The organism is Streptomyces sp. SID13726 (assembly GCF_010548375.1).
Classification (GTDB): domain Bacteria; phylum Actinomycetota; class Actinomycetes; order Streptomycetales; family Streptomycetaceae; genus Streptomyces.
Map to the genome: position 1 here is coordinate 72,170 of NZ_JAAGLY010000027.1, position 15,019 is coordinate 87,188.

At 70.9% G+C, this 15,019-nt stretch carries 13 protein-coding genes and 1 tRNA gene; 4 read left to right on the forward strand and 10 right to left on the reverse strand.

Annotated features, from left to right (window positions below; genetic code table 11):
* Positions 1-4: 4 nt before the first annotated feature.
* From G3I78_RS40380 to pgsA, 4 genes are all read right to left on the reverse strand, one after another.
* Positions 5-547: a LemA family protein gene (locus G3I78_RS40380; RefSeq protein ID WP_164434281.1), complete on the reverse strand. Its 543-nt coding sequence runs from the start codon at positions 545-547 to the stop codon at positions 5-7.
* Between the two features lie 381 nt (positions 548-928).
* Positions 929-2,098: a glycosyltransferase family 4 protein gene (locus tag G3I78_RS40385; RefSeq protein ID WP_164434283.1), complete on the reverse strand. Its 1,170-nt coding sequence runs from the start codon at positions 2,096-2,098 to the stop codon at positions 929-931.
* Positions 2,095-3,033, reverse strand: a complete 939-nt coding sequence (locus tag G3I78_RS40390) for a phosphatidylinositol mannoside acyltransferase (protein ID WP_164434284.1) — start codon at positions 3,031-3,033, stop codon at positions 2,095-2,097. Before G3I78_RS40390 ends, G3I78_RS40385 begins: the two co-directional genes overlap by 4 nt.
* Positions 3,030-3,767 (reverse strand): phosphatidylinositol phosphate synthase, encoded by a 738-nt coding sequence (pgsA, locus tag G3I78_RS40395; RefSeq protein ID WP_164434331.1) that lies wholly within the window; start codon positions 3,765-3,767, stop codon positions 3,030-3,032. The genes G3I78_RS40390 and pgsA overlap by 4 nt, the downstream gene beginning before the upstream one ends.
* A gap of 215 nt (positions 3,768-3,982) precedes the next feature.
* Between pgsA and G3I78_RS40400 the strand changes: the two genes are divergently transcribed.
* Together G3I78_RS40400 and G3I78_RS40405 are read left to right on the forward strand one after the other, a co-directional pair.
* The gene (locus G3I78_RS40400; protein WP_164434286.1) at positions 3,983-6,181 is read left to right on the forward strand and encodes an elongation factor G-like protein EF-G2; all 2,199 of its coding nucleotides are present in this window, start codon (positions 3,983-3,985) and stop codon (positions 6,179-6,181) included.
* 206 nt (positions 6,182-6,387) lie between these two features.
* On the forward strand, positions 6,388-8,049 hold the full coding sequence (locus G3I78_RS40405) for a DUF1705 domain-containing protein (protein ID WP_164434288.1): 1,662 nt from the start codon (positions 6,388-6,390) through the stop codon (positions 8,047-8,049).
* A gap of 123 nt (positions 8,050-8,172) precedes the next feature.
* Here G3I78_RS40405 and G3I78_RS40410 read toward each other — a convergent pair whose 3' ends face one another.
* On the reverse strand, positions 8,173-8,733 hold the full coding sequence (locus tag G3I78_RS40410; RefSeq protein ID WP_164434290.1) for an HIT domain-containing protein: 561 nt from the start codon (positions 8,731-8,733) through the stop codon (positions 8,173-8,175).
* A gap of 196 nt (positions 8,734-8,929) precedes the next feature.
* Here G3I78_RS40410 and G3I78_RS40415 point away from each other — a divergent pair, with 196 nt between their 5' ends.
* Positions 8,930-9,520: a potassium channel family protein gene (locus tag G3I78_RS40415; protein ID WP_239158353.1), complete on the forward strand. Its 591-nt coding sequence runs from the start codon at positions 8,930-8,932 to the stop codon at positions 9,518-9,520.
* A gap of 30 nt (positions 9,521-9,550) precedes the next feature.
* Here the strand turns inward: G3I78_RS40415 and thrS are convergent, their stop codons facing one another.
* The 3 genes from thrS to G3I78_RS40430 all read right to left on the reverse strand — a co-directional run bounded on the left by thrS (position 9,551) and on the right by G3I78_RS40430 (position 13,408).
* The gene (gene thrS, locus G3I78_RS40420; RefSeq protein ID WP_164434294.1) at positions 9,551-11,527 is read right to left on the reverse strand and encodes a threonine--tRNA ligase; all 1,977 of its coding nucleotides are present in this window, start codon (positions 11,525-11,527) and stop codon (positions 9,551-9,553) included.
* A 91-nt stretch (positions 11,528-11,618) separates the two neighbouring features.
* Positions 11,619-12,845: a hypothetical protein gene (locus G3I78_RS40425; RefSeq protein ID WP_164434296.1), complete on the reverse strand. Its 1,227-nt coding sequence runs from the start codon at positions 12,843-12,845 to the stop codon at positions 11,619-11,621.
* Positions 12,842-13,408, reverse strand: a complete 567-nt coding sequence (locus tag G3I78_RS40430; RefSeq protein WP_164434298.1) for a DUF4365 domain-containing protein — start codon at positions 13,406-13,408, stop codon at positions 12,842-12,844. The genes G3I78_RS40425 and G3I78_RS40430 overlap by 4 nt, the downstream gene beginning before the upstream one ends.
* A 191-nt stretch (positions 13,409-13,599) precedes the next feature.
* Here G3I78_RS40430 and G3I78_RS40435 point away from each other — a divergent pair, with 191 nt between their 5' ends.
* Positions 13,600-14,325 carry a 3'-5' exonuclease gene (locus G3I78_RS40435; protein WP_164434300.1) on the forward strand — a complete coding sequence of 242 codons (726 nt, stop codon included), beginning with the start codon at positions 13,600-13,602 and terminating at the stop codon, positions 14,323-14,325.
* Positions 14,326-14,388: 63 nt separating this feature from the next.
* On the opposite strand, the gene G3I78_RS40440 is transcribed toward G3I78_RS40435, so the two are convergent.
* Both G3I78_RS40440 and G3I78_RS40445 read right to left on the reverse strand, forming a co-directional pair.
* A tRNA-Val gene (locus tag G3I78_RS40440) sits at positions 14,389-14,460 on the reverse strand.
* Between the two features lie 39 nt (positions 14,461-14,499).
* Entirely contained in the window at positions 14,500-14,946 is a 447-nt protein-coding gene (locus tag G3I78_RS40445; protein WP_164434302.1) for an SRPBCC family protein, read from the reverse strand.
* Positions 14,947-15,019 lie beyond the last annotated feature (73 nt).

Below are 15,019 nucleotides of genomic sequence, written 5' to 3' on the forward strand. Positions count from 1 at the left end.
GGTGCTACGCGGCCCGGTCCACCAGCGCGGCAGGCGGCTCGTCGTCCATCTCGAAGGCCATCGGGAAGGGGGCGTGGCCGGCGAGGCGGAACCAGCGGACCTTGCGGTGCTCGCGCAGCCGGCGGGCCGCGCCGACGGCGTCGTTGTGGAAGCGGCGGGCCATCGGGACCCGTCGTACGGCCTCGGTGAGTTCATGGGCCGCCGACTCACCCCCGGGCGCCTCCCGGACCGCCTCCACCTGGGCCGTCTCCGCGAACACGGCCCGCAGCGCCTGGCTCAGCTCGCTCTCGGCGACCTCCCGCTGCTCCTCCTCCGCCTGCCGGGCGGCGTGCGCGGCCTCGTACAGCACGATCGACGCGGCCGGGTCGAGGACGCCGGAGGTGGCCAGTTCCTGCGCCACGGAGGCCCGGCGCAGCAACTGCGCGTCCAGCGCCGCGCGCGTGGCGTCGATCCTGGCGTGCAGCCGGTCGAGGCGGCCCGCGGTCCAGCTGAGATACAGACCGATCGCGACGAGCGCGACCACGATCCAGATGAGGGTGGGAGTCACGGGCAGCAAGGCTATCGGGGCGGGCGGGGGTGGGATCGGTCAGGCACGGGGGTGGCTCGCGGGCTTGTCGGGCGGGTGCGGTTCGGCGGTACGAGGCCGTGGTGGCCGATACCGTCCCCGGCTCGGCCGACCGCACCGGCGTATCGCGGTCCCGCGCCCGCCGACATCCTCGGCTCGGCCGACCGCACCGGCGGCCCTCGGTCCTCTGTCCGCCGACATCCCCGCATCAGCGTCCGTCGGTCCCACCCACCGACACCTCAGCCGCCCTGACCGACGTCGGCCCCCGGCCCACCGACACCCCCGCATCAGCCCACCGCACCGGCACCGACAACTCGCCCGCCATAGCGACCAGTTCCAGTTGCACCGGTCGCCGCCCCACGCTCAGTCCCGGGCCAGCCCCAGCCGTGCCCGCAACCCCGTCCCCCGGTCGTCCTCGGCGACGCCCACCGCGGCAGCGCCCGCCGTGACCGTCTCGTAGACGGACAGGATGTCCGCGCCGACGGTGGACCAGTCGAAGCGCCGTACGTGCGCGCTCCCGCGCTCGCTCAGTTCGGTCAGTCGCGCCGGGTCGCCGAGCAGTCGTACCGCCGCCTCGGCCAGCGCGTCCGCGTCCTCGTTGGTGAAGAGTTCGCCCGCCGCGCCCTGGTCCAGGACCTGGGCGAAGGCGTCGAGGTCGGAGGCGAGCACGGGTGCCCCCGCCGACATCGCCTCGACCAGGATGATCCCGAAGCTCTCGCCGCCGGTGTTGGGGGCGATGTACAGGTCGACGCTGCGCAGGAAGCGGGCCTTGTCCTCGTCGCTGACCATGCCGAGGAACTCCACGCGCGCGCGTAGCTCCTCGGGGAGCGACTCCACGGCCTCCTCCGCGTCACCGCGCCCGGCGATCAGGAGCCGGGTCCCCGGGCGCTCGGCGAAGATCTTCGGCAGGGCCTTCATCAGCACCGGCAGGCCCTTGCGGGGCTCGTCGATGCGTCCCACGAAGCCGATCGTGTCGCCCTGCCACTCCGGCTTCGGCTTGGCCTTGGCGAAGAAGTCGACGTCGACGCCGTTGGGGATCACCACCGCGTCGCCGCCCAGGTGCTCGACGAGCGTGCGGCGGGCGTACTCGCTGACGGCGATACGGGCGCTGATCTTCTCCAGGGCGGCCTGGAGGATCGAGTACGCGGCGATCATCGCGCGCGAGCGCGGGTTCGAGGTGTGGAAGGTGGCGACGATCGGACCCTGTGCGATCCAGCAGGTCAGCAGGCCGAGGGAGGGCGAGGACGGCTCGTGGATGTGCACGACGTCGAACTCCCCGTCGTGCAGCCACCGCCGCACCCGCGCGGCGCTCAGGAAGCCGAAGTTCAGCCGGGCCACCGAGCCGTTGTACGGCACCGGGACCGCGCGGCCGGCCGAGACGACGTACGGCGGCAGCGGAGTGTCGTCGTCGGCCGGGGCCAGCACGGAGACGTCGTGGCCGAGCCGGATGAAGTACTCGGCGAGATCGCGGATGTGGAACTGGACGCCACCGGGCACGTCCCAGGAGTACGGGCAGACGATGCCGATTCTCACGAGCGGGCCCCGTCCGACGGGCGGGGCTCTGGATCCTTCGGGCGGGGTTCCAGATCCTTCAGCCACAGACGCTGGAGCATGTGCCAGTCCTCCGGATGGTCGGCGATCCCGGTGGCGAAGGCATCGGCCAGCGCCTGTGCCATGACAGACGTCTTTTCGGCCCGGGTACCTGTCTCGGGCACCTCGACCGGCGGATGCACCCTTCCCTGCATGACAGGCGAGTCGTCGTACCAGAGTGTCACCGGCAGCAGCAGCGCGCCCGTCTGCTGGGCCAGCAGCGCCGGTCCGGCGGGGATCCGGGTCGCCTCGCCGAAGAACCGGACCTCGACGCCGGAGGACGACAGGTCGCGCTCGGCGACCAGGCAGACCAGGCCGCCGTCGCGCAGTCGCCGGGCCAGCGTGCCGAAGGCGGTGCCGCCGCTGTGCGGGAGGACCTCCATGCCGAGGCCCTCGCGGTAGGCGACGAAACGGTCGTACAGCGTCTCGGGCTTGAGCCGTTCGGCGACCGTGGTGAACGGCGTCTCCAGCTTGGTGGTGACCCAGGCGCCGGCGAGGTCCCAGTTGGCCATGTGCGGCAGCGCGAGGATGACGCCCTTGCCGGAGGCGAGCCCGTCGGTGAGGTGGTGCAGGTCCTTGGGCTCGAAGCCGCCCTTGACGCGCTCCTCGCTCCAGGCGGGCAGCCGGAAGGACTCCATCCAGTAGCGCAGGTACGACCGCATGCCCGCGCGCGAGAGCTCGGCGAGGCGCTCGGGGCTCGCGTCGGGCACCACGCGCGCGTAGTTGCTCTCCAGCCGCAGGACGCCCTTGCCGCGCTTCTTCCAGGCCAGGTCGGCGATGCCGCGGCCGAGGCGCACGGCGACCGGCTCGGGGAGCTTCTTGACCACGCCCCAGCCGAGGCCGTACAGGGCGTCCGACAGGCGCTCCTGAGCGCTCACTTCGCGGCCTCGCTCCCCTGCTCCTGGGGCTTCTCCGCGGCGGCGGCCGCCTCGGCCTCCGCCGATTCACGGCGGACCGTGACGACACGCTGGACCAGGGTGACCAGACTGCCGACGGCGACGACCCACAGGGCGATCGGCAGCAGGTACTGGATGCCGGGCACCCCGAACTTGTGCAGGCCCGCGAAACCGGCCGCGACCAGCGAGATCACCAGGCGCTCGGCGCGCTCCACGAGCCCGTTGACGGCGACCGGCAGCCCGATCGACTCGCCCCGGGCCTTGGTGTACGACACCACCTGGCCGCTCGCCAGGCAGAAGATCGAGACGGCGCACAGGACGAGGTCGTCGCCGCCACCGGCGTACCAGAGGATGAAGCCGCCGAAGATCGCGCCGTCGGCGACCCGGTCGAGGGTGGAGTCCAGGAAGGCGCCCCAGCGGCTGGAGCGGCCGAGCTGGCGGGCCATGTTGCCGTCGACGAGGTCGGAGAACACGAAGAGCGTGATCACGACCGTGCCCCAGAAGAACTCGCCCATGGGGTAGAAGACCAGCGCGCCCGCGACCACTCCGGCGGTACCGAGGAGGGTGACCGTGTCGGGGCTGACGCCCCTTCTGATCAGAAATGAGGCGAACGGTGTGAGGACACGCGTGAAGAATGCACGCGCGTACTTGTTCAGCATGGCCTTCCCGAGGGTCGGTGTGGCCGGGCGGCCCCTGCTGGCCACCGGCTGGCCCATCGTAGCCACGCGCACGCGTGGGCGACCGCCGGGCACCCGCAGCCCGTGTCACGGCCGCGCGGCATACGGGTCACGGCGGGATCGCGTCGGTTGTATGGACGCACCGTGACGGGAGTGGAAAGCTCGAAGGACCGCGGGCGTCACCGGAGCCGCACCGCACGCGGGTCCCTGCGTCCGCGCCCACAGTGACCTCACCGTGCACGGGAGGCAAGGCCATGGGCGACAAGGCGAACGCACACCCCGGAGCCGCCGGCAGGGCAACAGCGGCCGACCACCCCGCGTCCGTACGGAATGTGGTGCTGGTCGGCCACTCCGGATCGGGCAAGACGACATTGGTGGAAGCTCTCGCGCTGACGGCGGGGGCGGTGAACCGGGCGGGCCGCGTGGAGGACGGCGGCACCGTCTCCGACTACGACGAGATCGAGCATCGGCAACAACGCTCGGTACAGCTCTCACTGGTGCCCGTCGAATGGGACGGGTTCAAGATCAACCTTCTGGACACCCCCGGATACGCCGACTTCGTCGGGGAACTCAGGGCCGGTCTGCGAGCGGCGGACGCGGCCCTTTTCGTCATCTCGGCCTCGGACGGGGTGGACGGCTCCACGCGCATGGTGTGGGAGGAGTGCGCGGCCGTCGGGATGCCCCGGGCGATCGTCGTCACGCATCTGGAGGCCGCGCGGGCGGACTTCGACGAGATGACCCGGATCTGCGCGGAGTCCTTCGGCGGCGACGACCCCGACGCCGTACTGCCGCTCTATCTGCCGCTGCACGGCCCGCAGGGCCCCGACGGGCACGCGCCCGTGACCGGGCTGACCGGACTGCTGTCGCAGAAGCTGTTCGACTACTCGTCCGGCGAGCGCAAGGAGTCCGAGCCGGGCGAGGACCAGCTGCCGGGGATCGAGGAGGCCCGGAACCGGCTGATCGAGGGGATCATCTCGGAGAGCGAGGACGAGACCCTCATGGACCGCTATCTGGGCGGCGAGGAGATCGACTTCAAGACGCTGGTGGAGGACCTGGAACGGGCCGTCGCGCGCGGGGTGTTCCATCCGGTCCTGGCCGCCGCCCCCGCGGCCGAGGGCGCCAAGCAGGGGCTCGGCACGGTCGAGCTGCTGGAGCTGGTCACGGGCGGGTTCCCGACACCGTTCGAGCACCCCACCCCGGGGGTCACGACGATCGACGGCAAGCCGCGCGAGATCAAGGCGTGCGACACCGAGGGGCCGCTGGTCGCGGAGGTCGTGAAGACGGCGTCGGACCCGTACGTCGGCCGGATCTCGCTGGTGCGGGTCTTCTCCGGCACCCTGCGCCCGGACGAGACGGTCCATGTCTCCGGGCACGGGCTCGCCGACCGCGGGCACGAGGACCACGACGTGGACGAGCGGATCGGCGCGCTGTCGGCGCCCTTCGGCAAGCAGCAGCGCTCGCTCTCGCACTGCATCGCGGGCGACCTCGCGTGCGTGGCGAAGCTCAGCCGCGCGGAGACCGGCGACACCCTCTCGGCCAAGGACGACCCGCTCCTGATGGAGCCCTGGGAGATGCCCGACCCGCTGCTGCCGCTCGCCATCGAGGCGCACAGCAAGGCGGACGAGGACAAGCTCTCGCAGGGCCTGGCCCGGCTGGTCGCCGAGGACCCGACCATGCGGCTCGAACAGAACCAGGACACCCACCAGGTCGTCCTGTGGTGCCTGGGCGAGGCACACGCCGACGTGGCCCTCGAACGGCTGCGCAGCCGCTACGGCGTCCAGGTGGACCTCGTACCGCACCGGGTGTCGCTGCGGGAGACGTTCGCCGACAGGTCGGGCGGGCGCGGGCGGCATGTCAAGCAGTCCGGTGGGCACGGGCAGTTCGCGATCTGCGAGATCGAGGTGGAGCCGCTGCCCGGCGGTTCGGGCATCGAGTTCGTGGACAAGGTCGTCGGCGGCGCGGTGCCGCGGCAGTTCATCCCGTCCGTCGAGAAGGGCGTACGGGCGCAGGCCGCCAAGGGGGTCGCCACCGGGCACCGGCTCATCGACGTCCGGGTCACGCTGCTGGACGGCAAGGCGCACTCGGTGGACTCCTCGGACGCGGCGTTCCAGACGGCCGGGGCGCTGGCGCTCAGGGAGGCCGCCGCCGACGCGCGGATCCATCTGCTGGAGCCGGTCGCCGAGGTGTCCGTGCTGGTCGGCGACGACTACGTGGGCGCCGTGATGAGCGATCTGTCCGGGCGGCGCGGCCGGGTGCTGGGCACCGAGCAGACCAACGGCGGGCGCACGCTCATCAAGGCCGAGGTGCCCGAGATCGAGATCGGCCGGTACGCGGTGGACCTCCGGTCGCTCTCGCACGGCACCGCGCGCTTCAGCCGCTCCTACGCGCGGCACGAGCCCATGCCCCCGCAGATCGCCGAAAGGATCCGTGAAGAGGCGCGCGACGCCTCGTAGTTGGCTCGGGGCGCCGCACAAGTGGCGTTCGGCGCCCCACGAGTGACGTTTGTGGAACGCTCCCCTCCGAATCGGCGGGCGCCTTCGGCCGTCCGCCGACTAATGTCAGTGCCGACAGATACGCTGATGACCTGATCAACAGGTGTGCGAAGCAAGGAAGTCGGGAAGGCCGCAGTGGGTGACACCGGCGGCGATCGGGGGCGGGAATGACCGTTGACAGCGGTTACGGCGACATCTTCGGTCCGCAGGTGCCGCGTACCGGCGACGAGGCGCAGACGGCGACGTTCGCGCTGGCGTCGGCCGCCTACCGCGACAACCCGGTCGAGGAGATACTCAAGGCCAACAACGAATGGCACGAATCGGCCGTCAAGGGCGGCCGCAAGTGGGCCAAGATCTTCCGCCCCAACCTGGGCGAGGCCTTCTCCACGGCCGTGGTCGGCCGCATGCTCGGGGCGGGCCGCAAACCCCTCATCCAGTCCTTCGGCGCCGAGCCGCAGGTCGTGGTCGAGCACTGCCTCGCGGCGAACAACATCCGCCGGGACCGGGACAACTGGCTGAGCGCCGTCATGGTGCTGTGCGGAGTCCTCTTCCTGCCCGGCCTGCTGATCTGGCTGCTGGTCTTCACCCTGCGCACCAACATCGCCAAGCGCGAGGACAAGCAGGCCGGCGCCCTCGCCACCGCGCTGCTGGTCGCGGTGGGCGCGCTCGCCCTGCTCTTCCTGATCAAGATGCCGTTCGGCGGGTTCTGGGCCTGGTACGCACGCGCGTGCGTGGTGCTGCCCGTGGTCGGCTGGTTCTGGGCCAAGCAGATCTGCGAGCGCACCGCGAAGGACCTCCGGGGCCGCTGGGACAGCCTCCTCGCCGGCAGCAGCGTCGGCGCCAAGGTGCCCGAGGCGGTGCCGAGCAGCCCCGGCGAGACCGCGGCCGAGCAGCTGCGCCAGTCCCTCGCCAAGCTCAGCGCCGAGCAGCAGTCCAACTCGGTCTTCTACGCCGGCCCCAAGGGGATACTCGGCATGGGCACCCGCTGGGGCAGCTGGCAGCTCGCCGAGGACCTGGTCTCCGCCGACCCGAGCCGGGAGATCCACCCCTTCCGCAGCTGGGACGTGATCCGCTCCATCCACGACCAGCTGCGCATGCTGGAGCGCAACACCATCAACACCGGCGGCTTCCCGAAGCCCTCCATACGGCACTGGGTCGTCACCCCGGTCGCCGAGGGCGCGAAGGCGGTGTCCCGGCCCGGGGGCACCGACGTGGACGCGTACCAGGTCAAGACGCACGCGATACAGGACATCTGCAACAAGCAGCAGTTCGGCGGCGGCGACCGGCACTACCTGGGCGTGCAGTGGACCCTGTGGGAGGGCCAGCTGGTCCTCACCATGATGATCACGGTGACCGTCCTGCACGAGACACTGCGCATCGAGGTCACCGGGCACGCGCTGGGCCCGGTGCACGGACTGTTCACCTCGAAGCCGGAGGCCAAGGAGAAGGAAGTCGCCAAGTCGATCCGGTTCTGGGAGACCCGCAAGATCAAGCTCCCGCTGGTCGACGCCGACGAGGTGGTCCGGCTCGCCGCCCGGGCGCCCCTGACCTGGTATCCCCCGCTGCTCAACTGGCTCGGCGGCTCGCTCGCCCTGCCCGAGCCGTTCGGCCTGCGGCACGCCTGGGCGGACAAGCCGTGGCGCCACCGCTTCATGGCCGACGACGCGCTGCGCGCGGCCACTCCGGTGCTGCGGGTCGTGCACTCCGCGGCGATCCGGGTCCTCGCGGAGAACGGCGTGGACACGGAGAAGTTCGGCAACCGCTCGGCGTTCCTCAGCACCGCGGTGCAGGACGCTTCGCCGCGGAAGGCCGACCTCTACGACGCGTAGGCCTCCGGCGGTTCGGGCGGGCTTTGCGTGCGGGTGGGCTTTGCGTGCGGGTGTCTGGGGTGCGGGTGAGTCTGGGGTGCGGTCCCTGGGGGCTGTGCCCCCAGACCCCCCTTCGGTGCCTGATCAGGCCGTCGGCCAGGCCTCCGACAGCATCTTCCTCGTGTCGCCCAGCAGTTGGGGCAGCACCTTGGTGTGGCCGACGACCGGCATGAAGTTCGTGTCGCCACCCCAGCGCGGGACGATGTGCTGGTGCAGATGGGCGGCGATACCGGCGCCCGCGACCGTGCCCTGGTTCATGCCGATGTTGAAGCCGTGCGCCCCGGACGCCGTACGCAGCGCGGTCATCGCCTGCTTGGTCAGCGCGGCCAGTTCGGCGGTCTCCGGCTCGGTGAGGTCGGTGTAGTCGGCCACGTGACGGTAGGGCACGACCATGAGGTGGCCGCCGGTGTAGGGGTAGAGGTTGAGCACCGCGTACACCAGCGTGCCGCGTCGGACGATCAGGCCGTCCTCGTCGGATTTGGCCGGGATCGAGCAGAAGGGGCAACCGTCGCCGGCACCCGGGCCGGTCGGCTTGTTCTCGCCCTGGATGTAGGCCATCCGGTGGGGTGTCCACAGACGCTGGAACGCGTCCTGCGTCCCCACTCCCCACTGCTGCTCCGGCTCACTCGTCATGAAGTGCAGCATATGGCTTCGCCCGTTCGCGCCGTGTCGGCGGGGTTGCGGGAAAACAGGGCCGCGCGAAGCTGAGCGGGTGGACGACGACAGCGGCACTCGCCCCGCCGAGAGCGGTCCCGGGGGTCACCGGCACGAGGCTCACGGCACCGCCCACCGAGGCGTCCACTGGGAGCGGCGCACCGAGTTCCCCCTCGCCGTCGCCTCGCTGGCCTTCCTCGCCGCGTACGCGACCCGGGTCCTGGCCCACGGCCTCCCGGACGGCCCGCGGGCCCTCTGCCTGGCGGTGACCCTGGCCGCCTGGGCGATGTTCGCCGTCGACTACGCCGTACGCTGGCGGCTCAGCGGACAGCGGCTCCGCTTCGTACGGACGCACTGGCTGGACACCCTCGTCCTGATCCTGCCCCTGCTGCGACCCCTCAGGGTCGTGAAGGTCTACGAGGCCGTACAGCACCGGCACGGACGCCCCCGGCTCGCGCTGCACGCACGCGTGATCGTGTATGCCGGTCTCTCGACCCTCCTGCTGGGCTTCACCGGAGCCCTCGCGGTCTACCAGCAGGAACACGGCGCCCCCGGCACCACCATGCGCACCTTCGGCGACGCCGTCTGGTGGACCTGCGCCACCCTGGCCACCGTCGGCTACGGCGACGTCGCCCCGGTCACCCCGCTCGGACGGCTGATCGCGGTCGGCGTGATGGCCATCGGCCTGGCCCTGCTCGGCGCGGTCACCGGAACCTTCGCCTCCTGGCTGCTCCAGGTGTTCGCGCGGGAGGACGACGAGAGGCCCCCGGGAAGCTGAACTCCCCGAGGGCCCCGGCGTTCGAGAGCATCAGACCTGCGCCCGCTCCTCCACGACCTTCAGGATCTTCGCGATGGCCTCGTCGAACGGGATGCCGTTCTCCTGGGAGCCGTCGCGGTAGCGGAAGGACACCGAGCCGCCCGACATGTCCTCGTCGCCGGCGATGACCATGAAGGGCACCTTCTGCTTCTGGGCGTTGCGGATCTTCTTCTGCATCCGGTCCGAGGAGGAGTCCACATCGACCCGCAGCCCCCGCTTCTTCGCGGCCGCGGCGAACTTCTCCAGGTACTCCACGTGCGCGTCGCCGATCGGGATGCCGACCGCCTGGACCGGGGCCAGCCACGCCGGGAAGGCGCCCGCGTAGTGCTCCAGGAGCACCGCGAAGAACCGCTCGATGGAGCCGAACAGCGCGCGGTGGATCATGACCGGGCGCTGCTTGGAGCCGTCCGGAGACGTGTACTCCAGCTCGAAGCGCTCGGGCAGGTTGAAGTCGAGCTGGATCGTCGACATCTGCCAGGTGCGGCCGATGGCGTCCTTGGCCTGGACGGAGATCTTCGGGCCGTAGAACGCGGCGCCGCCCGGGTCCGGGACCAGGGGCAGGCCCTGCTTCTCGGCGACCTGGCGGAGCGTCTCCGTGGCCTCCTCCCAGGCGTCGTCGGAGCCGACGAACTTCTCCGGGTCCTTGGTGGACAGCTCCAGGTAGAAGTCCTCCAGGCCGTAGTCGCGCAGCAGCTCCAGGACGAAGGTGAGCAGCTTGTCGAGCTCCTCGGACATCTGCTCACGGGTGCAGTAGATGTGCGCGTCGTCCTGCGTGAAGCCACGCGCACGCGTGAGGCCGTGCACCACGCCCGACTTCTCGTACCGGTACACAGTCCCGAACTCGAAGAGGCGCAGCGGCAGTTCACGGTACGAGCGACCGCGCGCGTCGAAGATCAGGTTGTGCATCGGGCAGTTCATGGGCTTGAGGTAGTAGTCCACGCCCTCGTCGAGCTGCATGGGCGGGTACATGCCGTCGGCGTACCAGTCCAGGTGGCCCGAGGTCTCGAAGAGCTTCCCCTTCGTCGCGTGCGGGGTGTAGACGAACTCGTAGCCCGCCTCCTCGTGGCGGCGGCGCGAGTAGTCCTCCATGACCCGGCGGATGATGCCGCCCTTGGGGTGGAAGACCGCGAGGCCGGAGCCGATCTGCTCGGGGATCGAGAACAGGTCCAGCTCGGAGCCCAGCTTGCGGTGGTCGCGCTTCTCGGCCTCGGCGAGGAAGTCGAGGTGCGCCTTCAGCTCGTCCTTGGTCGGCCACGCGGTGCCGTAGATGCGCTGGAGCATGGGGTTCTTCTCGCTGCCGCGCCAGTAGGCGGCCGCGTTGCGCATCAGCTTGAACGCCGGGATGTTGCGGGTCGAGGGCAGGTGGGGACCGCGGCAGAGGTCCTTCCAGCACAGCTCGCCGGTCTTGGCGTCGAGGTTGTCGTAGATCGTCAGCTCGCCGGCGCCGACCTCGACGTCCGCGCCGTCGTCCGAGGACGCGGAGCCCTTGAGGCCGATCAGTTCGAGCTTGTACGGCTCGTCGGAGAGCTCCTCGCGGGCGGCCTCGTCGGTCACCACACGGCGGGAGAACCTCTGCCCCCGCTTCTGGATCTCCTGCATCTTCTTCTCGACGGCCTTGAGGTCCTCGGGCGTGAACGGCTTCTCGACGTCGAAGTCGTAGTAGAAGCCGTCCTTGACCGGCGGGCCGATGCCCAGCTTGGCCTCGGGGAAGAGCTCCTGCACGGCCTGCGCCATGACGTGCGCGGTGGAGTGGCGCAGGATGTTGAGACCGTCCTCGGAGGAGATCTCGACGCCTTCGACGGTCTCGCCGTCGCCCGGCTCGTACGCCAGGTCCTTGAGTTCGCCGCCCACGCGCGCCGCGATGATCGAGCGCTCGCCGGCGAAGAGCTCGGCGGCCGTAGTGCCCGTCGTCACCACGCGCTCTTCCCGCTCGGAATCGCGTTGGATGATCACACGGACGTCTGACACCGGTCTCTCCTGACTGAAGGTGGAGTGCGGCGCCATACCGGGAGCGCGCGCAAGAGGCGATCGTACCGACCCGGCACCCACCTCCGCGAAATCAGTCCCCTTCGTACGACCCCTCGCAGGCCTCCTCGAAGAAGTCCAGGTTCTCCTGGAGGGACTTCATCAGCCGGTCCCGCTCGGCCTCGTCGACCTGCACGGGCACCACACCGGTGGCTCCGGTGAGCCTGCGGAAGCCGCCCCGGCTCTCCAGCCGGCCGTGCACCCGCACCGGCAGTCCTACGAGGTGGGCGTGCCCGGCGATCCGGTACGCCTCCTCGTCCAGGGTCACCCGCAGATGCGGGATCTCGGCACCGGCGATCACCCGCAGCCGTACCGATCCGTCACCGCGCGGCCCCGACCTGCGCATCCGCACGACCGTGCCGGTGATCCGGACCGGGACGGAGGGTTCCTCGCGCAGGAAGCGGGCCCCGGCCTCGCGCAGCACGGGCAGGTCGCCCGGCGAGAACTCGACGGCCTCGGTGGGTGCCGCGCACCCCTCCGGGACGCCGATCGCGGGCGCCCACTCGACGGCGATGCGTGCCCCCTCCGTGCCGCGCACCAGGGCGATCAGCGCTTCGGTGAGCTCCCGGCTGACGCCCGCCTCGACGGCTCCGTCGAAGGCGTCCATGCCGCCGGTGGCCCGCTGGTAGTCGATGGCCTCGCGGGTGGCGTAGAGCGCCTGGTGGAGGCGGACGGCGAGCGGGCGCCCGGTGCCGACGGGCACGAAGGCGGTGAGCCTGCGGCCCCCGGCGGCCGAGCCGACCAGGACGTTCTCCAGCGCGGCGGCGGCCGTACGACGGTAACGGGCGCCGTAGTAGCCGGCCCGCGCGCGGGTGGCGAGTGCGCCGGCGAGAAGGGTCTGGCGGGCGGCGGTGCGCAGTTGCTCCTCGACGGTCCAGGGCGTGGCGTCGGCCGGGCCGGTCGGGACGTCCCGCCACCAGCGGATCTCGTCGCTGGGCACGGCGAGGCCGACGAGCACCTCGCGCGCGGAGGGCGTGCCGCTGCGGGACAGCGCGACGAGGGCCTCGCCGAGGAGGTCCTCGCTGTCGGGGAAGGCGCGGCTCTCGGGCACGAGCAGGCTGGTCCCGCTCGTGCCCGGTCCTGGTGGGGTCCAGCGGCCGTACCGGCCGGGGGCGCCGCCGCGCCGCTGCCAGCCGTGCCGGTGCAGCAGGGCGCTCAGGACGGCGGGGTCGACCTCGTCCGGGGTCGGGGAGCGGTCCCAGTGGGCCTCCGGATGGGGTCGTACCGCACGCAGTGGCTCCTCCAGTGGCCGGTGGGTCATGGTCTGCCTCCCGTCCCGACCCGCGTCATGATCTCGCACAGCGCCCGGTCGTCGAAGATGCGTGTGGTCGGTATCCGCACGGTGGTGCGGTTGCGGCCGGTGATCGGGTGGCCGGCCAGGTTGACCCAGTAGCAGCAGTGTCTGAGGTCGAGGCGGTCGTGGCTGGCGCGCAGCCAGTCGTCCTGGGATCTCGGGACGAGCATGACCACCATGATCTTGTGGACCGACACCGGTGTGCGGGCGAGCTTGCGCAGATGGTCGTTGTCCAGCGTGAAGGAGAAGAAGCGGCCGGGGGGATTCGGCGCGATCTGGTAGGTGCACTTGAGCTGCACCTTGATGGTGACCTCGTCGTCGACGGTGTGTCCGGGCGAGCCGTGGCTGACGTGCCAGTCGATGCCGTTGTCCGGAAAGGGCTGGGACAATGAGCAGCCGGCCGCCGCCGCGACGGCGTGCAGATAGCCCACCTGCAGGGTCTCCATGCAGGCGGTGGTGGCGAGCGTGCCGCGAAGAGTGCCCGTGCGTTCGGGCAGCAGCCCGCCCCGCTCGGGCTGCGCTATCGCCATGACCAACAGCCTTCCAAGCAAAGTGACATGCCCGCACAGGGGCCAGATGAATCCCGCACCGGGCCGCTGAACTGCAAAGACCCGTACTCCTGTTGTGTCCTTCCGGCGTACGGCGCAAACAGCCCGGGTATCACCAAACAGGCAGAAGACGGTGCGTCAGCTGCCGTGGGTGAACGAGGGGTTGTGTAGGTATGACGTGCTGGTACGAAGGGCCCCTGGCCGCTTTCGACACCGAGACCACGGGCGTTGACGTCGAGACCGACCGGATCGTGTCGGCCGCCGTCGTCGTCCAGGACGCGGCGGGCACCCGGCCGCGGGTGAGCCGCTGGCTGATCAATCCGGGTGTGCCGGTGCCCGCCGGGGCGACGGCGGTGCACGGACTGACGGACGAGCATCTCCAGCGCAACGGCCGCTGGCCGTCACCGGTGATGTTCGAGATAGCCGAGGTGCTGGCGGAGCAGGCCGTGGCGGGCCGTCCGCTGGTGGTGATGAACGCGCCGTTCGATCTGACGCTCCTGGACCGGGAGTTGCGCCGCCATCGCGCCTCCTCCCTGGACACCTGGTTCGATTCCGCACCGCTGCTGGTGCTGGATCCCCGGGTCCTCGACAAGCATCTGGACCGCTACCGCAAGGGCCGCCGCACCCTCACCGACCTGTGCGCGCACTACGGCGTCGAGTTGGAGGGCGCCCATGACGCGGCGGCCGACGCGCAGGCCTCGCTGGACGTCGTACGGGCGGTGGGCCGCCGTTTCGCCGCCCGGCTGGAGCGCCTGGCACCCCCCGAACTGCACAACCTCCAGGCGGTGTGGCACGCGGCCCAGGCGCGCGGCCTCCAGGCCTGGTTCGCCCGCAGCGGCTCGGACGAGTCGGTGGATCCGGCGTGGCCGCTGCGCCCGGACATGCCGGCGGCGGCGTAGCGCGGCATGCAGAAGGGCGGCACAAAAAAGCCGGTCCGTCTGAGACGGACCGGCTTTTCCCGGTGGGCGATACTGGGTTCGAACCAGTGACCTCTTCGGTGTGAACGAAGCGCTCTCCCACTGAGCTAATCGCCCGGGAACGCACTGAACAATACAGGTCCCCGCGGGTTTCCTTCAAACCGCTTCCAAGTGGGCGGCGAGACCGCGCCGTCCGGCTCGCATCATCAGCCGGTGGTTGAACCGGAAGACCGGCCGTCCCGGCACGGCGAGCCGGCGCAGCAGTGGCTTGTTGACCTCGACGACCTGGTCGTAGCGGGCCAGGGTGCCGTCGCCGTCGGCGGTGATGGTCCAGCGCGCCCAGCCGTCGAGGTCGCCGGTCATCGCGATCTCCAGCACCCCGGCCGCCGGGTCGCGCCGCACCTCGCGCGCGGTGAAGACGAGGGCGTACGGCAAGCTGGCGCGGATCGTGATGAGACCGCTGGTGTCGTCGATCCTGCGGACCTCGCGCACCTGGGGCCACCAGCGCGGATACTCTTCGGCGCGCTCCAGTGCGGCGTAGACCGCGGCGGGCTTCGCGGGCAGGGACCACAGGCTGCGGAAGCGGTATCGGGTCCAGTCCATGGAGAGAGTCTGGCATCGGATCCGAGTACGTTTTGAGTACCCGTACTCATGTCGCGTGGCGTGACCCAGCCCA